General features: G+C 58.7%; 20 protein-coding genes and 1 riboswitch. Of the genes, 3 read left to right on the top strand and 17 right to left on the bottom strand.

What is annotated here, in order from left to right:
- Positions 1–5: 5 nt before the first annotated feature.
- The 9 genes from G439_RS0108010 to G439_RS0107970 all read right to left on the bottom strand — a co-directional run bounded on the left by G439_RS0108010 (position 6) and on the right by G439_RS0107970 (position 14,717).
- Complete coding sequence (locus G439_RS0108010) at positions 6–1,736, bottom strand: ABC transporter ATP-binding protein (protein ID WP_022868663.1); 1,731 nt, start codon at positions 1,734–1,736, stop codon at positions 6–8.
- A complete protein-coding gene (locus G439_RS11630; RefSeq protein WP_083940835.1) occupies positions 1,733–3,709 on the bottom strand; it encodes an ABC transporter transmembrane domain-containing protein in 1,977 nt (658 codons plus the stop codon). Before G439_RS11630 ends, G439_RS0108010 begins: the two co-directional genes overlap by 4 nt.
- A 171-nt stretch (positions 3,710–3,880) precedes the next feature.
- Entirely contained in the window at positions 3,881–5,734 is a 1,854-nt protein-coding gene (purH, locus tag G439_RS0108000; protein WP_022868661.1) for a bifunctional phosphoribosylaminoimidazolecarboxamide formyltransferase/IMP cyclohydrolase, read from the bottom strand.
- Positions 5,735–5,765: 31 nt separating this feature from the next.
- Positions 5,766–5,852: riboswitch (ZMP/ZTP riboswitch) on the bottom strand.
- An 81-nt stretch (positions 5,853–5,933) separates the two neighbouring features.
- On the bottom strand, positions 5,934–6,569 hold the full coding sequence (gene purN, locus G439_RS0107995; RefSeq protein WP_022868660.1) for a phosphoribosylglycinamide formyltransferase: 636 nt from the start codon (positions 6,567–6,569) through the stop codon (positions 5,934–5,936).
- Entirely contained in the window at positions 6,566–8,110 is a 1,545-nt protein-coding gene (locus tag G439_RS11625) for a cell division protein PerM (protein WP_022868659.1), read from the bottom strand. The genes purN and G439_RS11625 overlap by 4 nt, the downstream gene beginning before the upstream one ends.
- Before the next feature lie 83 nt (positions 8,111–8,193).
- Entirely contained in the window at positions 8,194–11,007 is a 2,814-nt protein-coding gene (locus tag G439_RS0107985; protein WP_022868658.1) for a UvrD-helicase domain-containing protein, read from the bottom strand.
- A gap of 84 nt (positions 11,008–11,091) precedes the next feature.
- Positions 11,092–12,582 carry a DUF1846 domain-containing protein gene (locus tag G439_RS0107980; RefSeq protein ID WP_022868657.1) on the bottom strand — a complete coding sequence of 497 codons (1,491 nt, stop codon included), beginning with the start codon at positions 12,580–12,582 and terminating at the stop codon, positions 11,092–11,094.
- A gap of 136 nt (positions 12,583–12,718) precedes the next feature.
- A complete protein-coding gene (locus G439_RS0107975; RefSeq protein ID WP_022868656.1) occupies positions 12,719–13,369 on the bottom strand; it encodes a LuxR C-terminal-related transcriptional regulator in 651 nt (216 codons plus the stop codon).
- Between the two features lie 40 nt (positions 13,370–13,409).
- Positions 13,410–14,717 carry an ATP-binding protein gene (locus G439_RS0107970; protein ID WP_341532751.1) on the bottom strand — a complete coding sequence of 436 codons (1,308 nt, stop codon included), beginning with the start codon at positions 14,715–14,717 and terminating at the stop codon, positions 13,410–13,412.
- Positions 14,718–14,864: 147 nt separating this feature from the next.
- Between G439_RS0107970 and G439_RS11620 the strand changes: the two genes are divergently transcribed.
- A complete protein-coding gene (locus G439_RS11620; RefSeq protein WP_022868654.1) occupies positions 14,865–16,538 on the top strand; it encodes a PspC domain-containing protein in 1,674 nt (557 codons plus the stop codon).
- 9 nt (positions 16,539–16,547) lie between these two features.
- Complete coding sequence (locus G439_RS12235) at positions 16,548–17,141, top strand: DUF2339 domain-containing protein (RefSeq protein ID WP_022868653.1); 594 nt, start codon at positions 16,548–16,550, stop codon at positions 17,139–17,141.
- A 119-nt stretch (positions 17,142–17,260) separates the two neighbouring features.
- Here the strand turns inward: G439_RS12235 and metG are convergent, their stop codons facing one another.
- The gene (gene metG / locus G439_RS0107955) at positions 17,261–19,102 is read right to left on the bottom strand and encodes a methionine--tRNA ligase (RefSeq protein WP_022868652.1); all 1,842 of its coding nucleotides are present in this window, start codon (positions 19,100–19,102) and stop codon (positions 17,261–17,263) included.
- Positions 19,103–19,248: 146 nt separating this feature from the next.
- Between metG and G439_RS0107950 the strand changes: the two genes are divergently transcribed.
- The gene (locus G439_RS0107950) at positions 19,249–19,824 is read left to right on the top strand and encodes an isochorismatase family protein (protein ID WP_022868651.1); all 576 of its coding nucleotides are present in this window, start codon (positions 19,249–19,251) and stop codon (positions 19,822–19,824) included.
- Positions 19,825–19,837: 13 nt separating this feature from the next.
- On the opposite strand, the gene rsmI is transcribed toward G439_RS0107950, so the two are convergent.
- The 7 genes from rsmI to G439_RS0107915 form a co-directional block, all read right to left on the bottom strand.
- Entirely contained in the window at positions 19,838–20,707 is an 870-nt protein-coding gene (gene rsmI, locus G439_RS11610) for a 16S rRNA (cytidine(1402)-2'-O)-methyltransferase (protein ID WP_022868650.1), read from the bottom strand.
- Positions 20,708–20,797: 90 nt separating this feature from the next.
- On the bottom strand, positions 20,798–21,616 hold the full coding sequence (locus G439_RS0107940) for a metal ABC transporter permease (RefSeq protein ID WP_040434907.1): 819 nt from the start codon (positions 21,614–21,616) through the stop codon (positions 20,798–20,800).
- An 8-nt stretch (positions 21,617–21,624) separates the two neighbouring features.
- On the bottom strand, positions 21,625–22,491 hold the full coding sequence (locus tag G439_RS11605; protein WP_022868648.1) for a metal ABC transporter permease: 867 nt from the start codon (positions 22,489–22,491) through the stop codon (positions 21,625–21,627).
- Positions 22,488–23,219, bottom strand: a complete 732-nt coding sequence (locus G439_RS0107930; protein WP_022868647.1) for a metal ABC transporter ATP-binding protein — start codon at positions 23,217–23,219, stop codon at positions 22,488–22,490. The genes G439_RS11605 and G439_RS0107930 overlap by 4 nt, the downstream gene beginning before the upstream one ends.
- A gap of 10 nt (positions 23,220–23,229) precedes the next feature.
- On the bottom strand, positions 23,230–24,429 hold the full coding sequence (locus G439_RS0107925; RefSeq protein WP_040434903.1) for a metal ABC transporter substrate-binding protein: 1,200 nt from the start codon (positions 24,427–24,429) through the stop codon (positions 23,230–23,232).
- A 290-nt stretch (positions 24,430–24,719) separates the two neighbouring features.
- Complete coding sequence (locus G439_RS0107920) at positions 24,720–25,277, bottom strand: NADPH-dependent FMN reductase (protein WP_022868645.1); 558 nt, start codon at positions 25,275–25,277, stop codon at positions 24,720–24,722.
- Positions 25,278–25,443: 166 nt separating this feature from the next.
- The gene (locus G439_RS0107915; RefSeq protein ID WP_022868644.1) at positions 25,444–25,617 is read right to left on the bottom strand and encodes an Rv0909 family putative TA system antitoxin; all 174 of its coding nucleotides are present in this window, start codon (positions 25,615–25,617) and stop codon (positions 25,444–25,446) included.
- Positions 25,618–25,903 lie beyond the last annotated feature (286 nt).

The following is a 25,903-nucleotide window of genomic DNA, read 5'->3' as shown; positions in this document are numbered from 1 at the left end:
CTCCCCTAGTGCTTTTGCCACGCTTCCCACAGCTTGGAATAGTGCCCGCCCAGCGCAACCAACTCATCGTGGGCACCCAGTTCGGCAATCTGCCCATCGACCATGACAGCAACACGGTCAGCATCATGGGCCGTGTGCAGCCTGTGGGCAATGGCAACCACCGTGCGCCCTCGAAGAACCTGAGCAAGGGAGCGTTCAACGGATTTTGCAGAAGCCGGGTCGAGCAACGACGTGGCCTCGTCTAAAACCAAGGTGTGTGGATCCATGAGGACGATGCGAGCCAAGGCAATCTGTTGAGCGCGCGAGGGCGCTAATTCGGCCCCGCCCTCCCCTACTCGCATATCGAGGCCGCCCTCGTCACGCACCCACTGCGCGGCTCCCACGGATTCCAACGCTGCCCATAGGCTTTCTTCGTCAGCGTCTGCCACTGCCAAGCGCAGATTGTCGGCAATAGTGCCCACGAAGACGTGGTGTTCTTGGGTGACCAGGACGACGCGGCGGTGTAGTTCGTCTTCTGGCAGGTTCACGAGGTCAACGCCGTCTACCGTAACTCGTCCTCGTGTGGGCGGGTGGATGCCTGCGATCATGCGGCCAAGAGTGGATTTTCCGGCTCCAGACGGGCCAACGATTGCAAGGGTTTCACCGGGGCGCAGGCTCAAAGAAACATCATGCAGAACGGGTTTGCCGGCGCGATATTCGTAGTCCACTGCCTCAACATGAATCTCGCCTTCACTTGGCGATTCGTCACTTGCGGTGCGGTCGGCCGGCACGTCGGCAACACCGAAGATCCTTTGGAGCGACGTGAAAGCGAATTGCAGTTCATCCACCCAGTAGGTGGCTTCCCACAGGGGATTACGCAGCTGGTAGCAGTACATGACCATGGTGGTCACGGCGCCAGCCGTCACGATCCCGTCGGGTACCCACGCAGCTCCGAGCACAATGATGAGGAGGATTGGCCCCAGGGTCACGCCAATCATTCCGATGTAGAGGATGGTGCGCATGAGGGCGCCGTAGCGTTCCAACCTCCACATGCCGGCCAGTAGAGCATCAAACTTGCGGCCTCTCAGCTCCCCCAGGTTGAGGGCGTCAACGCTTTGGGCGTGGCTGACGGTTTCCGTCATGACACCAGAGAATTCGGCAACCACAGCCGAGGACGCTCGGTAGGCGGGCACGGTGCGCGGCATGTAGTAGGAGGCCACCGCGACAACCAGAGGAATTTCAGCGAATAGAATCCACGCGAGGCGCACTTCCACCAGAACTGCGGCAATGAGTGTCACCAGCGTCGTTGTCAGTAGGACAAGGACCGCTGATAGGCCCTGTCGGATCATCACTTGGACGCGGTCAATGTCATGGGTGGTGCGGCCAACCAGGTCTCCTGATCCGGCGGATTCGACGGCCGACAGTGGCAGGTGGACCACCGAGTCGACGAGTTTTTCTCGCAGATCAGCGAAGATTTTTTCTCCCAGGATGCGGGCTTGACTATCCGCCAGCCATACGAGGGCAAAGTTCACTCCGGCCATGACCACGGCGATGATGATGCGGGTGCGCACCCATTCCATGGGTTGGCCTTGCGCAATGCCGTCAACAATGTCGCCAATGATCCACGGCAGGGCGACGATGGTGACTGAGGCGGCCAGTTGGAGGAGAAGAATCCACGCGAGGGCCCATCCGTGGTGTTTGAGCAGTGCGAGGGTGCGGCGGGTTGTGGCCGAAGGGCTGGCGATGGGCAGTCTCATGCGTTGTCGCCTCCTCGACGCACCAGTGGCACCAGGCCAGCAATGTCAGAGTTGCCAGTCGCTCGCAATTTGAGTTCTTCGAGGGATCCGCGCATGACGACTTGGCCGTGGGAGTCGACGGCTATAACCATGTCAACTTGGTTGAGTAGCAGTGGGGATTCGGTGATGAGCAGGGTGGTTTTGCCTCGTCGTGCCTGAGCAAGCTTGCTTGCGATCATCGCTTCGGTGTGCGAGTCCAGGGCCGAAGTCGGTTCCATGAGGATCAAGATTGCGGGGTCTTGGGTAATGGCCCTGGCCAAGCTGACGCGTTGACGTTGGCCGCCCGATAGGTTGCGTCCCGATTCGGTCAGAACACCGTCTAGGCCAGAGGGCAGGGACGAAAGGATGTCTGCTCCGACTGCAACATTCAAAGCTTCTTCGAGGGCGTGGTCTTCTTCCAGATCTCCATCGCTACTTGGAGTGACGACGCCATCTTCTCCCAGGGCCGTCATCAGGGCGTCCCGATTAACGAGGTCGGCAACATCAAGGTCGGCTGCTGGCCTGGCTCGCGACGCAAGAAGGTTCTCACGCAAGCTTCCGGCAAAGAGTTGGGGCGTTTCTTCGCTCAGGAGGATTGCTTCTCGCACCTGGTCAATAGGCAGGTCTTGCAAGTTCAGGCGGCTGCCCTGCGCAGTGGTGACCTGCGCGGATTGCTGGGAGTCGTCGACTCGGGCAAGCCTGTGCGCAATAGCGTGCGCTACCTGTGGCGAGGGCGCGAGCAGCGCGGTGGTCAGTCCCGGTGCGAGCTCGAGCGAGCTCACGGGGTCAACGAGGCCGGCCTCAGCCCAATTGAGCGGTTCGCAGGCCTTGGGCTTGTCGTCCACAATGTCATCGATGCCCATAAGCTTGGCATCGCGCTTGGCGCCCACCCACGCGCGTGTCAGGTTTTCAACGGAGTCACCGATGATCCAAATGGGGTGGCGCAGGAAGGTCGTGTACCCGTAGAAGGCTAGGAGTTGGCCGACGCTCATCTCGCCCTCGGCAATGAGGATCGCACCCTGGGCGATGACTGCCACCGAGAAGAGCATAGGTGCGGCAGAACGGACGGCCCGCAAAATGGCGGCGGTTGGCGCAACGGAGATTCCGGCGGCTCGCACGCGAGCGGACTGGTTCTTGTAGGCCGCTGAGTACCCGTCCTCGCCGCCGATTCCGCGCAGGATTCGCAGGCCCTTGACCGCGTCAGTGGAGATCGTTGTCAGTTTCCCTTGTTCTTCCCTGACGAGGTTTTGTTGACGTTGCAGGGGGCGAGCGACTAGGGCAAGACCTGCAACCAGCAGCGGCATGCCGATCAGCACAATCAGCCCCAGGATGAGTGATGTGCGCAGCATGAGAACAGCCACGAGAGCTGTGGATACGGTGGAGGCGAAGAGGTCTGGGATGAGGGCTGTGGCCCGGCCCAAGCCCACCGCGTCCGAGGTCACGGCAGTCACCACGTCGCCCGTGGTTGATTCGCGTTGGAAAGCCCTAGCTCGTAAACCGCCTCGCATACCAACCGAGCGTGCCGAGCCAACGGATGATCCCATCCATGTAGTGATTTCGGTGATCTGCCCCAACGAATCTCCCACAGCGACGCCCACGATAATGGCTGCGAAGATTCCAATCCACAAGGCTAGGTCGCTTCCCAGTCCGGACGTTAAACCGGCATCCAAAGCATGGCCCATGGCCCACGGAACCAGCGCGGAACAAATGGTCCCCAGCGATGTTGTGCAGATTCCAAGTCCAATGGCCAGCCACCTGCGTGTCAGTAGTCCAGTCAGGAAACCACGCGGCGTTGCGGGAAGCTCCCATGCGGGGCCGCGCAAGGTCTGCCAGGGAGTAAGCCATCTGCGCGGCATTGGACCCAGACGCGGCAAGGTAACACCGTGCTCGTGTGCGAGGGCGCGATACGGGTTATCTGGGGCCGACTGCACTGGATGCTGCGGGGATCTGATCATAGCGGATTCACCATAACTGACAGCTCGGGGAACCGCTTGTTTGTCTCGCGCCGTTGCGCCGACCCATGTCGCTCGCGCACCGCAGCTTCACGCAGGGCTACACCTTCGCTCAGCACTACAGCTGTCCTAAGCGACGCGGGCCGCCTCGCTTGGGAGGCGGCCCACCGGTGCTCAGTGAGCGAAGTGACGGGTTCCCGTCAGATACATCGTGATACCCGCAGCATTTGCCGCCTCGATGGATTCGGCGTCGCGCACCGAACCGCCGGGCTGGACCACAGCCTTGACTCCGGCATCAATGAGGACCTGCAGGCCGTCAGCGAAGGGGAAGAACGCGTCGGAGGCGGCAACTGCTCCCAGTGATCGCTGCTCGGGCGCATCCGAGACCATGTCTTCGGCTCGCGCTCCACCAGCAGAATCAATACCCGCAGCGTCCTTCGCGGCATCTCCTGTGGAACGGCCACCCAAAGTGTTGGCGCGTTCAACGGCCAGCTTGCACGAGTCCACGCGATTGACCTGGCCCATGCCCACGCCAACCGAGGCTTCGTCTTTGACCAGCAGGATCGCGTTGGAGCGCACAGCGCGCACCGTGCGCCACGCGAACTCGAGGTCAGCCAAGGTTGCAGCGTCGGCTGCCTGGCCTGCTGCCAGGGTCCAGTTCTTCGGATCGTCGCCCTCAGCGTCCACGTCGTCACCTTCTTGAATAAGCAGGCCACCGCTGATTTGCTTGAACTCGTAGGAGCCACGCTGCGGGGGAACAACTTCCAGGACGCGAAGGTTCTTCTTCGCAGACAGAACTTCCAGGGCTCCGTCCTCGTACCCGGGTGCCAGGACGACCTCGGTAAAGATCGGGACAATCTGCTGGGCTAACTCGACTGTGACAGGACGGTTGACAGCAATGACACCGCCAAATGCGGACACCGGGTCGCAGGCGTGGGCTTTGCGATGGGCTTCAGCTACGTCGTCGGCCACGGCAATACCGCAGGGGTTGGCGTGCTTGATGATGGCGACGCACGGCTTGTCGTGATCGTATGCGGCTCGCAGGGCGGCATCGCCGTCCGTGTAGTTGTTGTAGCTCATGGCTTTGCCGTGCAATTGGCGGGCGTTGGCAATGCCGGGAGCCTGGGTCACCTCGTCCTCGTTATTGTCGAGGGCGGCCTCCTCCTGAGCAGAAATTGCGCGGTAGACGGCGGCATTTTGATGCGGGTTTTCACCGTAACGCAACGATTCAACACGTTCGAAAGCATCCGCAACGTAGACAGGCATAGCGTCTGCATCTTCGCCGTCTTCAACAACATATTCGCCAGATTCGTCGGCTACATAACCCAAGGATTCCAGGAACGCAGCATCCGAAGCGTCCAGGTGTTCTTCGCAGGCTTCGTCAAGCTGGTCACGCAGGTCATCGCGTTCCAGCTGGTTGGCGAACCACCCGGCAATAGCCAGGTCGTAGGCCGCGGTGTGAGCAAAGGCCTCAGCCGCGAGGTTCTGGCGTTGGGCCAGGGTGAAACCTTCGCCCGCGACTGCGCGGGCGACGTCCTCGTAGCGTTCGGGCGAGGTGACGATCGCAACGGCAGGATGGTTCTTCGCAGCGGCGCGAACCATCGAGGGGCCACCAATGTCGATCTGCTCGACGCACTCATCGAAAGATCCGCCGCCAGCGACGGTGTCTTGGAAGGGGTAGAGGTTGCACACCACCAGGTCGAAAGCTTCGATTCCAAGCTCAACTAGTTGGTTACGATGGTCGGCCTTGCGTTGATCGGCCAGGATACCTGCATGGACCTTGGGGTGGAGGGTTTTGACGCGACCTTCGAGGCATTCGGGGAATCCCGTGACGTCGTCAACCGGAGTCACGGGAATACCTGCGTCTGCGATACACGAGGCCGTGGAGCCTGTGGAGACAATTTCGACACCGCCAGCGTGCAGCGCTTGGGCGAGGTCTTCTAGGCCGGTTTTGTCGTAGACGGAGATCAGCGCCCTTTTAATGGGGCGTACGTCGATGGCTTCGAGGTTGTCCAGGCGGACGGACATGTTTCCTCCGATGGTCGGTGTTGGTGTCATGCCCAGGCGCCCAGGCGGGCGACGCCTTGCGGGATCATCCCAGCCGCTCCCCGGTGGTACCCCACCCTCGCCAGTTGCGACTACCTCAAATGGTAGTCCGCTAGGGTCTCCTCCCCCAGAGGTTGAGGTGTGGGCTTGGACAAGTGGCAGTGGACTTGATTTAGGCGAATCAGAATTCCCCAAAGCGCACCCGTCGACCGTCTGTGGTCCAGCCTTCGCGGATCAGCCTGCCGACGGCTTCGACAAGCTGCACGCGTTCAGCAACTTTAATTCGGTTGAGCAGGCTGTCGGCGTCGTCCTCGTCCAGGACAGGAACAGCGGTCTGAGCGACGATACGTCCAGTATCGACTCCGGGGTCAACGAAGAAGAGGGTGGCTCCTGACACTTTGACGCCTGCGTCGATGGCGTCGGCTGGGCCGTGGACCCCTGGGAATGCTGGCAGCAAGGAATTATGGGTGTTGAGGATACGGCCCTCAAAACTATCCAATACAGCCGGCCCCAAGAGTTTGAGGTATCCGGCGCAGACAATCAGGTCTGGTTGATATTCGGCCATGAGGCCAGCTAGATGCTCGTCCCATTGGGCACGGTCGTCTCCGCGCGAATACGGGTGGACAAAAACGGGGATCCCACGCTGGCGCGCCCAGTCGATTCCAGCGCACGCGCGGTCTGCGCCCACCGCGACGACACTGCCGCCCCACGCGGGTTCGTCAGCAGCTTCAACCAAAGCACGCATATTGCTTCCCTCGCCGGACACGAGGACGAGGACGCGCGCTGCGTGGATCGGGGTCTGGAGTGTGGGCGTCATGGGATCTCCAGGGATTGAGTTGGCGCATCGCGATCAGCGTCATCGCGAACGGTTGAGTTTTCTTCTGAATCAACCACAATCATTGCCTCAGTTACGGCTTCATCACTATTGCCGGCCAGGGCGTCGTCTGGGCTGCGCTCCTCAACTTCGCTCAAAACCTCCACGTCGGCTTCATCTTCATCGGCTGTGGTCTGGCAGTTTTGGGCCAACACAAGGTCTCGCACCGAATTGTCATCGTCTGCTGATTGCAGTTCTTCATCCGACACGAGCACAGCTTGAGCTAGAGGTTTTTCTGAAGCGGCGGGTTGTGGTACAGGTTGCCCAGTGGGAGTCAGCGAAATCCTCCACTGTTCTTTGAAGAATTCGATAGAGGTGGGATGCAGGGCAACGCTAGTCAAGAGAGCTGCGACACCGACCTCGAGGAATAGCCAGAATGTCACCCACCCAACCCTGGGACCAAAGACGGCGAGCCTGGCTGAGCCCAGCACCATGGTGGCTGACCACATCCAGGCGGCCACCACAACTGTCATCCCCGCGGCGGCCACTGCACCCATAGTTGCTTGATGGCGAATGTCGTCAAACGGATGCTTTTTCGCCAGCCACACGCCCAAAGCAATTCCGACAGCCAATATCGTCAGTGCAACCCACGACCCGGGGGTACTTTCCGGCATCATGCCGAGTACCGGAATACCGGGGATCGCGTTTTCGACGAGGTGTGAGGGCGAGTGAAGCGCATCCGCTCCGACAAAGAAACCTGGACCTGCAAGCCATGCGAGGACCCACGCAATAATGGTCGGCAAAAAGAACACTTGCCCGCCAACAGCAAGCACGTCCTCGAATAGTGACGTGGTCAGTAAGAGTTCGTGAATCCCAGTGACTCGTTCCCAACCGACCACTATGGCGGTGACCGCGAAGATTAGCCCAACCACCACCAGAGCAGCCGTATAAAGCACCGCCATCCGTAACCCCACGCTTGCCCAACGATGCAGGCGCAACCACCGTGGAGGTTCTTCCATATGGCTGATGATGAGCCACGAGCACGCCAAAACGGGGATGAGCACAGCGCCCAAAATCGCGGTCCACCAGTGAGTGTGAGTGGCCGAGGCCGCCACCACTATGAGTGACGGGATCGCAAAACCTGGCACAGCAAACCAGACGGCAGACAGCGGAAAACGCAGATTGGAGCGCAGCAGGATCCTCAACACACAGATGAGGAGCAAGCCCAGCAAGGTGGGAATCGCCCGATAGCCGACGTCACCAACCGTGACGGTCCCACCCAAAACGGCAGCATAGACGTCTGCACAGATCCCTAAGACTCCCTCCCAGGTTGCCGACCCAAGCCAAGGATTGGTTGATACTGACGCGTAAGCCGCAAAACCGCTGAGAGTGACGAAAGCCCACCCGAGGAAAGCCACCTCGATACCTGACAGGGCGGCGCGAGCCCAGCCGTCGGGCATAGAGATGCGGATCGTCGGCCTGGATGCAACGTAGGTCGTTGTCGAGGTCCGAGTCTCTTCGGTCGGATTCGTATTGTCACTCATTGGGTTTATCGTCTCGCATGTGTTGCGCCAAGCAGACTATGCACCGCCGAATGGACGGTCTTTTGACCTGCACAACACAGCCTTCAGATCTTTTCCATCGGAGCCATACGCAGCAGGAGCCTCTTTTCCGCCATCCCAAACTTCACCTTGGCAACGGTCCTGGCTCCTTGGCCTTCCAAGCCAATAACGGTGCCATTGCCCAAGGTGGCGTGTTTGACTTGGTCTCCCACCTTGAGCGATAACACGGGCTTGTCGTCAGAAGATTCTTGGCTCTGTGGCTGGCTCACGCTCATCCGAACTGTCGTCCCAATACGCGAACCCGTCATTTTGCCGAGGGGACTGCCTCCGCCCGCGCCTATGACAGCGCCGCCCTCGTCATCACCCCACGGGTCGGTGCCCCGATGCTTGTATGCGCTACGCGAAGCCGGACCACCCCAGCCGTCTCCCCAGGCTGATCTGCCCAGGCGCAAGCGTTCCGACGAGGACGTAGATCTGCGCACGTCGACAAGCTCAGGGGGAATGTCATCCAAGAATCGCGAAGGCGGCATCTCCTGAGGTGTTCCCCAAGCTGAACGTACAGCGGCGCGCGTCAGATAGAGGCGTTGGCGGGCCCGTGTGATGGCCACATACGCCAGGCGCCGCTCCTCTTCCAACTCGCTTTGTTCACCCAAGGAGCGTTGATGCGGGAAGGTCCCGTCCTCCATGCCGGTGACAAAGACGGTAGGGAATTCTAGGCCTTTCGCGGTGTGCACAGTCATGAGGGTAACTTGTCCGCTGCGCTGGTCTTCGGCTGGAACCTGATCAGAGTCCGCCACCAGAGCCACCCTTTCGAGGAAGTCTGCGAGGACTCCTTGGGGGGCTGCTTGGGCAAAATCTTGAGCCACCGAATGCAATTCGGCCAGGTTTTCTACGCGCGACGCATCCTGAGGGTCTTCAGAACGACGCAGTTCAGCCAAATATCCGGTGCGATCCAGGACTTCTTCAAGGATGTCGCCAGGGTTAGCTCCCTGTTGGTCTGCGCTGCGCAGGGTTTCGATGAGGCCCCAGAATCCTGCTGCAGCGTTCGCAGCCCTAGCCGTCATGCCAACAACTTCAGGGATCGTCTCTTCGTTTTCCTTCGAGGACGAGGCCGCCGCCTCCGTTTCGCTACCAGGCTCGCCTGCATCGGTGGAAGTTTCGCCTGCGGTGTCGTCGCTGAGACTTTCGACCGCGGATCCCCGCTTGGACGCCAAGGCTTGGACGTCGATACCTTCGGCCTCGCCCACGGGTTTGCCGTGGTTGAGCCACAGGTGACGCAGGGCCGCACCAAAGGAGATCCCGTAGTGGTTGGCGTGCGCAACAATCGCTTCTTCAGCTTTTGCGCCGATTCCACGGCGAGGAACGTTAAGGACGCGGCGCACAGCAACCGTGTCGTCAGGGTTGGAAATCACCTGCAGGTAGGCCAAAGCGTCCTTAATTTCGCGCCGTTCGTAAAAGCGCGTGCCACCAACTACCCGATATGGGATGCCTTGGCGTACGAGGAGTTCTTCAAGGGCTCGTGACTGGGAGTTTGTGCGATAAAAGATCGCAATGTCGCCCCAGTCGTGGTCATCGTCGTGGAGTTTGTCGATCTCGGCAATAACGAAGCGCGCTTCATCGTGTTCAGAGTCGGCTGCGTCCATGGTGATGAGGGCCCCGTCGCCTGAAGCTGTCCACAAGTTCTTGGGGCGTCGCCCCTCATTGCGGGCGATCACAGCGTTGGCGGCAGACAAAATATTTTGTGTCGAACGGTAATTCTGTTCCAGCATGATGGTGCGGGCACCTGGGAAATCGCGCTCGAACTCTTCAATATTGCGGATTGTGGCGCCTCGGAACGCATAAATCGACTGGTCGGAGTCACCCACCACGGTCAGCTCCGCCGGAGCCACGCCGTCCTGGCCCGTGCCCACCAGGGCCCGAACCAGCATGTATTGCGCGTGGTTGGTGTCCTGATACTCGTCCACCAGGATGTGTCGGAAGCGTCGGTGGTAGTGCTCGGCGATCGCCGGGTTCTTCTCCAACACCTCCACGGTCCTCATAATGAGGTCGTCAAAGTCTAAAGCGTTCGACTGGCGCATCCGCTTGTCGTACTCAACGTAGGCTTCGGACACAATCTTAGAGATGGGATCCTTGCCAGCAGTGTCGGCGTAGCGCCCCGGCCCCACCAGTTCATTCTTCAAGTCCGAAATTTTCGCGGCGATCATCTTGGGCGTAAAACGCTTGATGTCCACGTTCATGGATTTGAGGATCATCTGGATGAGACGCTGAGCATCTTGCGCGTCGTAGATGGTGAACGAGGACGATAGGCGCGCGGCCTCGTGCTCAGAACGCAAGATTCTTACGCACGCCGAGTGGAAAGTGGATACCCACATGCGTCGGGCCTGGCCACCGACAAGTTCTGAGACCCGTTCACGCATCTCAGCTGCGGCCTTGTTGGTGAAGGTGATGGCCAGAATCTGGCCGGGTGTGGCCCGCCGGGTGGCTAGCAGGTAGCCGATCCTGTGGGTCAGGACTCGGGTTTTGCCTGAGCCGGCACCAGCCATAATGAGTAGCGGCGCTCCCTGGTGGATAACGGCCTCGTGCTGCCGCTCGTTAAGTCCGTCAACCAGGTCGTCAGCCTGTAGCCGAGGTTCTGCCCCACCTTGTCCACCGTCCCACATCGACCACGAGGACGACGCCCTTTCGTTGCTCCCCGCTCCCCCAGGCGCCGCCACAGTCGGCCACGCTTGGGTGCCGGCAGAACCGTTGTATTCGGGCAGGCTGTCTGAAGCGCCCTCGTCAATGTCGTAGACGGGCACTTCGGGCGGCACATATCCGTCGACGTCCCACGTGGGAAGGTCTGCGGGGCCAAGGTCAGGAAGAGCAGTGAAATCAGTCATCGCCGTCTAAGCCTAGGTCAGGACATGCGCATCTGACGTCACCACCGTGCGTCCGAATGACCACAGTAAAGAATCCGAACCGACTTACTTCTTGCGGTACAGGAACTTCGTGGCGTAAACGGGCTCACTGGTGACCTGGATGCCAAGAGATCGGAAGATCCCCTCATCAACCGGCCCGAGGATCGTCGACGCATGCACATCACATCCGCGCAAGTTACCTAACTCATCCAAAGCACGCTTAGCGTTGTCATCACCGTTAGCTGACACTGCCAAGGCGATGAGCACCTCATCCGTGTGTAGGCGCGGGTTACGCGAACCCAGGTGTCCGATCTTGAGCGCTTGGATGGGTTCGATTGACTCGGGAGCCAACAGGTCGATTTCTTCGTCGATGCCTGCCAGGAGTTTGAGGGCGTTGAGCAGCATCGCTGAGGAATTACCGAGAAGCTCAGATGTCTTACCTGTGACGATGCGGCCATCAGGCAGTTCAATGGCCGAAGCCGGCGCCTTTGTTGCTTTCGCTACCTTGAGGGCAGGCTTGACGACTGGCCGATCTTCGCGGGTAATACCAAGTTTGGTCATCAAAAGGGCGATCCGATCCGACTGAACAGAATCGGTCATCTCTTTCTTCTCAGTGACCAATGCCTTGTAGTAGCGGCGAATCACTTCCTGTTCAGAGGCCTGGCGACATGCGTCGTCGTCACTGATTGACCGGCCTGCCATATTGACGCCCATATCTGTGGGCGACTTGTAGGGCGATTCGCCCAGGATCTGTTCGAAGAGGCGGTTAAGGACCGGGAAGATTTCTACGTCGCGGTTGTAATTGACGGTCTGGACACCGTAAGCATCCAAGTGGAAAGGATCAATCATATTGACGTCGTCGAGATCAGCCGTCGCCGCTTCGTAGGCAACATTGACCGGGTGATCCAGGGAAATATTCCAGATCGGAAAGGTTTCCCACTTGGCATAGCCGGAGGAAATTCCACGCTGGTGGTCGTGGTAAAGCTGGGACAGGCAAGTCGCCATCTTGCCAGAACCTGGGCCGGGCGCCGTGACCACGATGAGGTCTCGCTGCGTTTCCACGTATTCGTTCTTTCCTAAGCCCTGCTCGGACACGATACGCGACACGTCGTTGGGGTATCCGGGGATGATGAAGTGGCGGTAGACCTTAATACCGAGCTTTTCTAGCTTGCGTTTGACGGCTTTGGCTTCGCGGTTGTCGTCGGTCCACTGGGTGATAACAACGGAACCAACGTAGAGGCCGTAGTCGCGGAAGGCATCAATGTGACGCAGGATTTCGTCCTCGTAGGAGGTCCCCAAGTCTGCGCGGACTTTGCGACGTTGGAAGTCTTTGGCGTTGACGGCCACGATGATTTCGACGTCGTCGGCCAGCTCGGTGAGCATGACGATTTTGTTGTCGGGAGTAAATCCTGGCAGAACGCGGGAGGCGTGCATATCGTCGACGAGTTTGCCGCCGAACTCTAGGTAAAGTTTGCCGCCGAATTGGGCGCGTCTTTCGGCGATGTGATCGGATTGAAGCTTGAGGTATTTGTCTCGGTCAAATCCGATTCGATGCATGCGTTCCTCCAAGTCGTGTGGGCTTTAGCCCTGCTCAGTCCAACGCACAACCACTTTACTCCGACTTGAACTTTCCTCGCACCCCACCACGGCGTCTATCCGCGCACACTCAGCGACGTTACTTGCACAGATTCACTCACACGATGTGGCGTTTAACTGCCCACCTCGTCAACTCATTGCGGTTGGACAGCTGGAGTTTACGTAGCACCGACGACACGTGGGTCTCCACGGTCTTAATGGAAATGAAAAGTTCGTTGGCAACTTCCTTGTAGCTGAATCCGCGGGCGATCAGACGCATCACTTCCTGTTCGCGGGCGCTCAGCAAGTCCAATTCGTCGTCAGCAATTGAAACTTCACCGGTACCGAAAGCGTCGAGGACAAACCCGGCTAGGCGTGGGCTAAAAGCGGCATCTCCCCCAGCGACACGCTTGATTGCTTCGACCAGGTCTGGCGTCGAGATTGACTTGGTGACGTAACCGCGAGCGCCCGCACGGATCACCTGGACGACGTCCTCGGGTGCATCCGATACGGATAGGGCAAGGAAACGCAGGCCTTCGACGTTTTGGCACGAGGCCGCGACCTCGGCTCCCCCACCCCCATTTCCACCGGGCAGGTGGACGTCGAGCAAAGCAACATCGGGTTTGAGTTCATGGCAGGCAGCGATGCCTCCTTCAACGTCAGCTGCTTCGCCAAGGACTTCAAGGTCTGCACCCGACGCTTCGAGTTCTGCTCGCACTCCGGCGCGTACCATCGCGTGATCGTCGATAACAATAAGTCGGATAGTCATGAGTTGATCCTAGGGTTGTGGGTCGAAGTCGGTCGTACGTTTAGTTAGAAGATTCGGGGGTCCTGGGCATGACGAGGGCGACCTCGGTTCCTCCGGCCCGTTTGGTAATCGTGGCGGTGCCGCCGCTGCGTTCCATACGGCCAATGATGGAGTCGCGTACTCCGTGGCGGTCAGCGGGAATGCTATCGAGGTCGAATCCAGTTCCCGCGTCTTTAATGAAGGCTTCTGTGACTGTAGAGCGTGCTTCAACGTAGACGGATACGGGTGGTTTTCCGTGCCTGACTGCGTTTGCAGCGGCTTCGCTGAGGGCAGCCACTAGAGCCATTTCTTCTGGGCCGGGTTTGAAGTCGCCAACCGTGACGACGTCAACGGGGATGCCGTAGCGTGATTCGATTTGGCCTGCGGCTTCTGACACGAGTTGGGCCAACGAGTCTGCGGCTTCCTCGTGTCCCGTGTAGAGCCAGGATCGAAGTTCTCGCTCCTCTGACAAAGCAATAGCGCGTACTCGGGTCGGATCGTCGGCGCTTGCTCGAATGAGCGTCAACGTCTGTAAGACGGAGTCGTGGAGGTGAGCGGCAATGTCAGCTCGTTCAGCGTCACGAACCTGTTGTTCTTTGGCAGCCGTCAAGTCTTTGTTGGTTCGTAGCCACAGTGGGGCGAAGGCAAACAGGGCTCCGGCTACAACGGCCGATCCGATGAGGCCTCCTCGTAGGAGGATGATGGGAGGATCATTGCGTCCAAAGATCATGACGATGCCGATAATCATCAGGGTTGCCCCTGCGGAGACCATCGCTAGGAATTTGCCATTGCCCCATTGGGCTTTGTCGCCGCTTTGGCTCCAGATCAGTCCGATGCCAGCCACGACCATAACCATGGAGAGAACGTCGCGTACTTCCACAACCCCGGCATTCGCCAAGACAATGGCCATGAATGATACGGCCAACATGAGGATGCCGGAGATCAGCAGTTGGTTACGCGAGGTTGATGCTCGCCGGTCTTGGCGCACAGCCTGAAGCCCGGAACTTATTCCGCGTCCTATTGTGGTTTCGGTCTGTGCACCGTCTTTGGGCACCATCACCCACAGCCATAGATACAGCAGCACGCCCAGGCCGAGCGTCATGATCGTCAGAACGATGAGCCCAATGCGAACCCATGAGACTTTCACGCCCAGGTGGACTGCCAGTCCCGCACACACCCCTGCCATCCACGTCGCAGGCATGGCCGGCGAGTGAGAGGTCGAGCGCCGTAGCGGCACTACAGGTTGTCGCGGAGTGGGAGGCACCCACTGCCGTGTCTGGCCATTGGTGGCCAGCCCCAGAGACCCTACGGGGTTGGATGGAATCGTCACCCCTAAATCTTCGCATCTTTAGCCGTCCGGTTTTCCCCTGAGGCAGTGTTTTCAGGGGCTTTTCAGGGAGTCCCCCAATTTCATTTGCTGCCGGGTTAGGCCAAAGTTGATGTCATACGGTTCATCACCCCATTGAAGGAGCCCATCATGAGCGAGAATTTCCAGGCGGGGCCCAGCCAGCAGCCCGGCCCAGGTCAGCAACCTGGGCCCGGCGAGCAGCACACTTGGCATCAACAGACCCCACCGATGCGCAACCAGCAGCCTTACCAACCCACCTCGAATCGAAGTTTCTTCGACTCGGTGCGTCAATCAGGTTGGTACCGCGCTGAACCGCGATTCATTGGTGGCGTCTGCTCGGGGATTGCTGCCCGTTACGGCTGGGATCCGATCCTGGTACGAGGCTTAGCCATCATTCTGATGATTCTGGCTGGGCCAGTCCTTGCTCTATACGCAGCAGCTTGGCTGCTGCTGCCTGAACAGCGTGATGGACGCATTCACCTTGAAGAGTTGTTCAATGGACGATTCGACATTGCGCAGTTGGGTGGATTCTTTCTTTTCATCATCGGCCTAGGTGGCGTTATCCCCCTGACCCTCGGCTTTGATGGTTCCTCGATCCAACTGGGACTTGGCGGTTTTGGTTTCATAGTTGTTGCGGGCCTGGTGATCGTCGCAATCATGGCTTCTAACCGAGACAAAACCAATTCATCTCCGCCCCAATACGGGCACTCTCAGCAGCCTATGCCGCAGGCTCCCCAGGATTTCCCAGGCCAGTCTCCCGCTGCCGGTTTCACTGAAAACCCAACTCAGGGGCTTGGCTACAACGGACCTGCGGTCAGTCAGTCCCCCCAGATGCCCTCCAACGCCTACCAGTCCCCGCAGCAGCCGGGACCTGCGCAGTGGCCACAACACCCTTACGCGCCAACACCAGTGGTTCCGCGCCCAGCCGTGTGGACTGGCCCGCTGGCACCTCGTCCTCGTGTGGTTTCAGCTCGCGAGAACCTCGTTGTGACCGGTTTCGTCGTGCTGGCTATGGCCGTGACCTTCTACCTCATGTACCTATTTGGCCGTGACGGTTGGACTGGCCGCGTCATTGTTACAGGCCTCATTGGAGGCGGCATCTGCCTGCTCATCGCGGGTATTGCGCTCATCTCAGCTTCACTACGAGATCGCAGCGCCGGGTGGCTGATCACTATGACCGTCTTAGGAATGATGTTCGCTTTACCCGTCGCAGGCTTGGGTGCGGCAGCCACCAGCTACGTGGATTCCATGTGGGAAACTGCCTCTAGCGAAGCCTCCACTTTCACTTGGCAAGATGACAAGATCACCGCTGACATGGACGGATACGCCAGTATCGACCTGACTGGGGCTCCCGCAGGAACCACAAAGAGCATCAATGTGGACTGGACCGTTTGGAGAGGCCTGGACATATGGACCTACGAGGGCCAGCCCTTGCGAGTGGTGTGCCGCGGAAGCATTGGGAACCTGACAACCTCATCATCAAACGAAGACGCAGATGACTGGATTGATGATCTAGCCCCCTGCCTCTCCTCAACAGAATTGGAAGATGGTCAAGCCACTACAGCGATCGTTCAGTCCCCAACGTGGACTAAGAAGAACGGAATCACTTTGGTCATTGGTTCAGATGTCTCTCTAGACGAACTTTACTTCGCAACCTCACCAGCAGTGGAGCCAGAAGCCGCAACCACGGATGATTCTCAATCAGCTTCCCAATCGGGGGCACCCCCAAGCACCCAGTCGGGTGCCGCTACGGCTCCCAAGGATTCTTCGCAGTCCGCTTCGACCCAGCAGAACAAGGAGTGATCAAAGATCATGACTACCAACAATCACATTGATCCGACCCAGTCCCTGCCGGTCGAGGGTCAGCCGCAGGATGACCAGACCACACCTATGCCCGCTAGTGACCCGACCACGTCAGTGCTCAGTAGCGGGTCGACCATGCCAACGCCGGCCTCGGATCCGACACTGACTATGCCTGCCGGGCAAGATCAAACAAAAGCAGTGCCCACCCAGGGCACGTCAATGGACGAGGCTGATGCGCCCTTTCGTTCTCAACCGCAGTCAGGGGTGTCTGAAAGACAAACGGATCCTCTTTCTGCGCCGAATCCAACCCCAAGCGATTCCCCTGCCAAGGTATGGACGGCAGCTAACTCAATCCCCAGTGTGAGTGAGCGCCCAGAAGCCGAAGCGAACGGCGTCCGAGTTGGTCAGATGATCTGGGCAGGCATCGTCTGCCTAGCCGGTATCTTCCTCATCGCCCTAGCAGTTCTGGAACAAATTGACATTCCGCTGCTGCTCATCAGCTTGGTTGCGTTGTTGGGGTTGACGCTAGTGGTCTCGGCTCTCTTCGTGGGCGGACACTCAAAGAAGAAGGAGCAGCCCTCAACGGCTGAAACCCGCAAGTAATTCCACATACTCCCCCAGTTCATGTGCTGGCTGGGGATCCGAAAATGGGGTGGCGACCGCGAAAGCGGTCACCACCCCACCGTCTTTGAAACCTTGCGTTGCGATGCAGCTCTGAAGGTTTATGCGCCAGTCACATCGTCTGGAACCGAATCGGCATACCGTGACAGTTCTTCTTCAACGATTGACTCGTCGAGCTTGACGAATACTGGGGTCGGCTTGGCGATAGGCGTTCCCACAGTGATTACGTGGCGCTGCCAGGTCGGAACCTGCGTGTAGTCGCCGGTGATAATCGGGTAAGTGGTTCGGCCTGCAAAAATCTCGGGCAAAACCTGCGGATCGAGCTCTTCGACCTCTTCAATATGCGGCATGGGCGCAATCTGGCCTTCGCCACCAAACACCTTGTCAACGTCGTTAGCGGAGTGAGGCAAGAAGGGCGACAGCATGAGGTTCAAGTCAGCCACCACCTGAGCCAGAGTATGAAGAACCGTTCCCAGGCGTTCCTGCTGCTCAGGGGCTTTGAGCTTAAAGGGTTCAGTGTCGGTGACGTACTTATTGGCTTCTCCCACCAGCCGCATCGCCTCAGCCAATGCCGCCTTTTGACGATGATGACGAATCAAATTACCGACAGTGGCAAAACCGGCTTCAACGGCATCGAGCAGGTTGCGATCAATTTCTTCCAACTCGCCGGGGGCTGGAATCTCGCCGAATTTCTTAGCGATCATGGATGCCGTCCGGTTCACCAGGTTGCCCCACCCGGCAACAAGCTCGCCATTGGTGCGACGCACAAACTCCGCCCACGTGAAATCAGCGTCAGAGGTTTCGGGGCCTGCTGCAGAAATGAAGTAGCGCAGAGCGTCCGCCTGGTAGCGCTCCAGCATGTCACGCACGTAGATGACGATGCCATGGCTGGAAGAAAACTTCTTGCCTTCCATCGTCAAAAATTCTGACGACACTACTTCGGTTGGCAGGTTGAGCACGCCCATCTGGCCGGACTCACCGCCCTTGGAGCCTTGGCCGTTGTAGCCCAAAAGTTCGGCCGGCCAGATCTGGGAGTGGAAGACAATATTGTCCTTGCCCATGAAGTAGTAGGACAAGGCTTCGGGGTCTGTCCACCACTTCTTCCACGCCTCGGGATCTCCGGTTCTGCGCGCCCACTCGATGGAGGCCGAAAGGTAGCCGATGACGGCGTCAAACCACACGTAGAGGCGCTTATTGGGCTGATCTTCCCACCCTGGAATCGGAATTCCCCAGTCGATGTCACGGGTCATTGCGCGTGGGCGGATGTCTTCAAGGAAGTTCTTGGAGAACTTAATGACGTTGGGGCGCCAGGTTCCAGACTGTTCACGCTCATCAAGCCACGCGGACAGAGCTTGGGCTAACGCCGGAAGGTCAAGGAACCAGTGAGCTGATTCAACAAATTCAGGAACCTCGCCGTTAATACGCGAATGCGGGTCGATGAGTTCGGTGGGGTCGAGTTGGTTGCCGCAGGCATCGCACTGGTCGCCGCGAGCGCCTTCGGTGCCGCAGATCGGACAGGTGCCCTCAATGTAGCGGTCGGGCAAGGTGCGTCCGGTAGAAGGTGAGATTGCCGAACGGGTGACCTGTTCGATCATGTAGCCGTTGTCGCGCACCACTGTGAACATGTCTTGGACAACGTGATAGTGGTTTCCAGCGGTGGTGCGGGTAAAAAGGTCGTAGGACAAGCCCAACGCAACCAAGTCTTCAACGATGAGTCGGTTATTGCGGTCTGCTAGTTCGCGGGCGCTAATACCTTCAGAGTCTGCGGCAACCAGGATCGGAGTGCCATGTTCGTCGGTGCCCGACACCATGAGGACGTCGTGCCCGGCCATTCGCATGTAGCGGGAGAAGACGTCGGAGGGGACTCCGAATCCAGCGACGTGACCGATATGGCGAGGGCCGTTGGCGTAAGGCCATGCGACGGCAGACAGAATACGACTCATAGGGCAAGACTAGCCACTGAGCCCCGTCCTCGTCGAAAACACTGCTACACGGGACTACCTGCACTCGATTGTCGTGTCCCAAGTGCCATCGTCGACTACGGTTGAGCGTACAGCCCACTGTTCTTCGCCGAGCCGGAGGAATTCTTATGCGTCGCGCTCTGATCGTTGTTGATGTTCAGCCCACTTTCTGCGAGGGCGGGGCCCTTGGGGTCGAAGGCGGAAATGCTTGCGCACAGCGTATTGCCGAGTTCGTTGCTCATCACCGCAACGAATACACTTTCATTGCCACAACTCAGGATTGGCACATTGACCCAGGCGCACACTTTTCTGACGAACCTGACTTCGTTGACACCTGGCCTGTCCACGGCGTAGCTGACAGCGACGAGGCCCGCCTGCATCCGGCGCTCAACCAGATCAAAGCCGACGCAGCAGTTAAGAAAGGCCAGTACAGCGCGGCCTATTCCGGTTTTGAAGGAGTGGACGAGGCCGGTCGCAGTTTGGCTCAGATTCTGCGCGACGCCGAAATCACCGACGTCGACGTGGTGGGTTTGGCTCAGTCTCATTGCGTGTGCGAGACCGCCCTTGACGCCAAGAAAGAGGGTTTCACCGCCCGCATCCTGTCAGATCTGACCGAGCCCGTGTCGCCAGAAACGGCAGTGGCTGCCACCGAAAGGCTCGATCAAGCGGGCATCGACCAGGTCGACTCCCTGCTCGCATTCTAAAAGCGAGTGCCCCCTACTTCTTCTTCGGCTTGTCTCTGCGTCGCAGCGCAGCCTTGTAAAGGTCGTTTTTACGCAATCCGGTTGCTTCAGCAACTTCGGCGGCCGCTTCCTTGAGGCGCATGCCTTCGCTCGCGAGGGCGAGGACGGCCTCGACGTGGTCTTCGGCATTGCCTTCACCGCGGTGTCCTTCGACGACGATCGTAATTTCGCCTAAGACTTCACCGGCTGTGCGGGCGATCAAAGCATTGAGGTCCCCGCGCAGGATTTCTTCGTGTGTCTTGGTCAGTTCGCGACACACCACCGCCTGGCGTCCACCGCCAAAAGCGTCGGCCATGCGCACCAGAGTTTCGTTCACCCTCTTAGGGGATTCGAAGAAGATCATGGTGTGTGGGTCGGTGGCTAGATCCTTCAAGTAACGCTTGACTTCCCCGTCTTTGCGGGGCAGGAACCCTTCGAAACTAAAGCGATTGGAAGGCAGTCCTGACACGGCCAGTGCTGTCAGAGCTGCTGAGGGGCCAGGCAAAGCTGAGACTGAGACCCCGCGGGCCACTGCCTCGCGCACCACACGAAAGCCCGGATCGGATACCGTCGGCATTCCTGCGTCTGACACCAGCAAGACCCTGGCCCCGTCGCGGGCCAACTCAACAACGGAGGCTGCGCGTTCGGCCTCGTTATGATCGTGCAGGCTCATGAGCTTGCCGTTGATGCGCACCTCGAGACGTGAAGCCAGCGCGAGGAGCTTGCGTGTGTCTTCGGCGGCCACGACCTCTGCTTCACCGAGGGCGCGAATGAATCTGTCGGATGCGTCCGCAATGTCGCCGATGGGTGTGGCAGCAAGCAGGATAGAAGCGGGTCGTTGGACCGGCTGAGATTTGGGGCTCACGGGTTCATCGTCTCATCTGCGGGGCTGCCGCGTCATATCAATGAGTTTGGCTACCAAATCGAATTGTTGTGGTGGGCGTATTAGCGCGGTTTATTGCCTTCCTCGCACAGCGCGCACAGCCCGGCAAACCACCACAAAGAGACCGGACGCTAGACCGATGCATCCTCCGGCTGAAAAGTCTCCAGCCACAGCCGCAGCCAGTCCAACCAATCCGATTCCTGCCCCCGCGATGGGAGCAGCAATCACATAGGAACGCAAGGTTGGCATGAGGTCTTTGAGACCGGCAGCAGGGGCCGCCAGCAAAGCGATCGACAAAATAGTTCCCACAGCTGGGATGAGGACCACCACTGTCACCATGATGGCAGCCAGGATTGTGGCTTCGCTTCGAGCGCGAACCTTGGGCGGCAACGACGTGGGGTCGAAACAGTGCTGAAGGAGGGTGCGACCTCGTCCTCGGGCAATGATGAGGGCACCAGTAAGGCAGAGCCCAGCCAACACCACATCGGTCGTACTGACGGTCAGCACAGACCCGGTCAGGAAAGAGCCCACCTGCAGTGGCAGCGGGGCAAACCATGTCGCCAGAAAATAACCGAGGGCGAATCCAAGTGTCAGCACAATGCCTGCGGCGGCCTGGGAAGAAATGCCAGGAATCTTGGCCAGGGCACGCATGACCCATGCGAGTGGCGCACACATGATGAAGGCTCCAGCAAAAAGCGCCGCCGAGACAGCCTCGTGTCCCCCGCCGAGGGTGGAAGCGATGACCACGCCCAGGACGGCGCCAGGGAAGGTACCGTGGGTGACGGATTCAGCGAAGAAAACACGCTGATTGAGCACGGCGAGGACGCCTACGAGGCCTGCCAGGGCGCCCACAAGGATCACTTCGAGGATCGGCAGGGTCAAAATCTGCATCAAACCGGTCACCGCTTACCCTCCCGGGCATCGCGAAGCTGGGGACCGTCATGCCCCGTCTTCCACGCCAGGCGCACAAGAAGGCAAAGCGCAAAGACTGCGAGCATAGCGAGGGCGACGGCTGCTTGCGGAGACACGGGCCTGGGGCTGGGGGCCAGCATCCACACCATTCCAAGCCAGCCACCGGCAATTGCAACAAACGTAGCAATGAGAGCCATCACCTGGACATTGGAGGCCAGCAACCTACCTGCAGCTCCCGGAATCACCAGGTATCCCACAACGAGCAGCATGCCCACCGCGGAAGCTGCCGACACCACCACCGCGCCAATGGCAGCGTTAATGACAATATCGACCACCAGCAAGTTCATTCCGGCTGCTTTGGCTCCTTGGCGGTCGTGGGCAACGAAAACCTGTTCTTTCCACGTCGCAGCAATGATGATCAACGCGATGACGCAGACGATCAGGGCCTGAAGGAGGCGCCGGTCAGTGACCTCTAAAAGCCTGCCAAACATCAGCGCTTCAAGTTGTCCTGACATATCGGACTTTTTGAGCGAGATGACAACACCGAGAGAGAAAAATGCGGCCAGGATGACGGCGGTAAATCCTTCGGAGGCTTTAGCTCGCCGCGAGCTCCAAATCAGGGCGACAACCACGAAAGCGGCAACTACGGCGGCTCCCGGAATGATCATGTCGGTGCCGCCGACGATGGCTCCGACAACGATGCCGGGGAACACTGAGTGGACCATTGCTTCGGCGTTAAATTCCAGGCGCCGCAGATTGACCAGGGTTGACACTGGCCCTGCGACGACTGCCAGAACTGTCAAGAGGATCAGCGGACGCAGAAGATATGGCGCGGAAAGGAGCTCAGCAATCATTGCGCCAGGGCGTTCTGAGCTTCAACCAGCGCGTCGGAATCTCCGCCGTAGGCGAGGGCAAGCAATTCGGGACGGAGCACCTCATCGATAGGTCCGTAGGCGACTTGGTGTCCAGCAAGCAGCAAAGCTGTGTCGCAGGTCCGAGTCGCCAGGGACAGGTCATGGGTGGTAACGGCGACGGCCACGCCCTCGTCTGTCATTTCGTCGATGATGCGCACGAGGGCGTCCCTATTGGGTTGGTCGAGGCCGTTAAACGGTTCGTCCAGGAGCACGAGTTGCGGACGCGCAACGAGGGCCCTAGCCAGCAAGATGCGTTGGCGCTGGCCTCCCGACAGAGCACCGAAACGCATGTGGCCACGGTCGAGCATGTCGACCCGTTCAAGGGCTTCGTCGACGCGTTGTTTGTGGCCGCGGTTGGGCGCGTGAAACCATCCGAGTTCCGCGTATGTGCCCATGGTGACGACTTCACGTGCAGTGATGGGAAATTCGAGGTCGAGGTCTGCGGATTGTGGGACGAGGCCGATGACTTGAGCCCCGACCTCCACTTGACCGGCAAGGATATTGACGTCGCCAAGAATGCCGCGCAATACCGTGGTTTTACCTGAACCGTTTGGACCGATGAGGGCTGTTGCTTGGCCACGATAAAGCTGCAAGCTCACACCGGTGACGACGGGTTTTCGAGTATAACCGAGACTCACCGAGTCGAAGTGGAGTATCGGGGTGGTCATCGGCGGGTCCTCACTTGATGACGTCTGGCAGCGGCGCCAGAGTACCATCCCAAGCGGTTACAAGCGTGGTGACATTGTGGATGATAGACCCAGTGTAGGTCTCTCCTTGCGATCCAGCAGGGCCAAGGGAGTCACCGTACAGAGCGTCGTCGCCGATGACTGCTTTGACTCCTGCGGCTTTGGCAATTGCTTCGATGGATTTGGAGTTGTTGGAGTTTTCCGCGAAGAGCGCTGTGGCGCCGGATTCTTTGACGGTTTGCGCAGCCTGTCGAATGTGCTCGGCGGTTGCATCCTGTTGTTCAGAGAAGTCGGACAGTGCCGCTCCAATGAAGGTGATGCCGTACGAAGCCGAGAAGTAGCCGAACGCGTCGTGGGAGGTAAAGAGAACACGGTGCTCATCAGAGATTGAGGCCAGGGAGTCTGCGGTCCACTGGTCTAGAGCCGTGAGCTGATCCTGATAGGCCTTGACGCGAGTATTAAAGAGCTCAGCATTATCTGGAGCGGCCGCAGACAGAGCTTCACCGATATTGGCGACCTGGATCGCAGCGTTCTTGGGGCTGGTCCACACGTGAGGATCGAAGCGGAACTCTGCTTCTTCTCCATCCTCTGGCGGGAAGGGCCATTCGGCAACATCAACAGCTTGGCTGCCGCGTGAAACCTTGTAAGGCAGCCCCTTCTCTTTGTCCTTTTGAGCGGCAAGATCGTCTATGTCGGCGCTCGATAGGACACCTGTTGTTACGGTCATGGTGCCCTTGAAGCCCGAGGATTCAATCGCATCGTCAAGGAAGTGTTCGAGGTCAATGCCGTTGACGAAGAGAATGTCGGCGTTGGCTAGCGCCTTGGTTTGGGCGGGAGTCATTTCGTGTTCGTGTGCGGAAGCATTGGGCGCAAGGAGGCACGTGAGTGCCAGCGTCGTTTCTGCTTGGTCAGCCGCAGCGCCGGCCGTAGTGCGGGTTCCGTCCGCTGCTGTCTTGTCGAGGGCGAGAGTGGCGCCTTCGGCGTTGTCTGTGGCGATCTGGGTGACATAGTCGCAGATCTGGGTGGTTGTGGCTACGACGTTGACTTGTGAGCCCGCACCTGCGGAGTTCGACTGGTCTGCATTCTGGCTAGGAGCACATGCGGCCAATCCCATCGCACCGATGACACCCATGGCGATAGTTGCGGCCGTGGCGCTGCGTAGGAATTGGTCGTGAGTGTGGATTGTCCTCATCATTTCTTCTTCATTCTCGCAATTTTTCGGGCACCCGAAACTATAAGCGAATTGAGAATACTTTTCAATTCTGAGGTTGCCCTCACCTGCGACCTAAACGCCCAATAACCCCTAGCCCACCAGCCGCAAGCCACCGACGACACACGAATCGCGGCTCACTCAAGCAGTCAAACTCCCACACATCACACCCACACAGTCACACGGTTTGGCTGAACACACCGAGGACTGAACACACGAAGGGCCCTGGATCGTTACGACCCAGGGCCCAAAAAGGCTAGTGCAGAGATCAGTCAGCGAAGATCAGCCAAGGCCTCACTACGAGCAACGATCGCCTCAACCATTGCGGAAACCTCGCCATCATGATGTGAGGCAGGATTAAAGATACTCATATCCTCAAAGTCAACGGGAATCGAGAGCATGACCTGGGAATTAACGATGGCAGCCTCGAAGTTAGCCAGAACGAGCCGCAGATTCTCTGCTGCGCGCACGCCGGAGGCGAAACCGTAAGACACGATTCCAACACCCTTGTGCGCAAGTGCCTGGGGTTGGAGGAAATCAGTGGCGTTCTTAAGAGCTCCAGGAATTGCATGGTTATATTCGGGAGTAACAAACACGACCCCATCGAAGCCCTTGATGGTGCTATTGAAACGCGCACCTTCCGGATCCTTAGGTTCAGCCATAGCCGGCGACATCGGCTCCGCAAACAGTGGCAGCTTAAAGTCGGCAAGGTCGACGAGTTCCGCCTGAACACCCTCAACAGTGTTCGCCTCGGAAACGACCCACTGAGCAACGTCGGCGCCAATGCGATTCGGGCGAACGGAACCAAGAACAACAGCAATGCGAGTCATAGGAACTCCTCAAGTAGGTTTGTTGAATTATCAACTACTATATGGGCAATTAGTCCCAATAGCAAATAGGCAGGGCTGCACATTCCAGCACACCACATATGACGAAAGGCTCACTCAAGTTGAGCGAGCCTTTCCTTCGACATTCAGCGCGGAGCTGCCAGAGCGATTATTCCTCGCCGACTTTTCCGTCAATTGCGTCGCGCACCGAGACAATCTTGTCGTCATACTTGCCGCCGGTAGCCTTCTTAGCCGCATCGGCAGCAGCATCGAGGACCGCGTCCGTTTTTGCTTCATCCTTGAGCAAACCTTCGGCCTGCTGCTTGAGCGAATTGAGATCCATGATCTATTCCTTTCAATGGAACGGATTCAACAAGTAAATCCTATACACGGACACATTCACATTGATACGAATGGGAGCGCATCTGCCTACCACACTCTGTGCGCGTTGTACGCTTGGAAACCCTCCGCCTACGTCGGCGCGCCTTCGCCCGCCCCCACCCGTGTTGATGTTGGTTGTCTGTGTCTGGCTGCTCGTGTGCTTTGTGTTGTTTGTTGTGGGTGTTTTGGAAACAAAAGCAAGGGGGGGTCGCAACTTGTCGTTCATTGTGTTGACGGGTTGCGGCCCC

It is taken from the genome of Schaalia vaccimaxillae DSM 15804 (genome assembly GCF_000420425.1).
Taxonomy (GTDB): Bacteria; Actinomycetota; Actinomycetes; order Actinomycetales; family Actinomycetaceae; genus Pauljensenia; species Pauljensenia vaccimaxillae.
The sequence above is the reverse complement of the archived record's forward strand: the minus strand, read 5'-3'. Positions and strand labels throughout refer to the sequence as shown.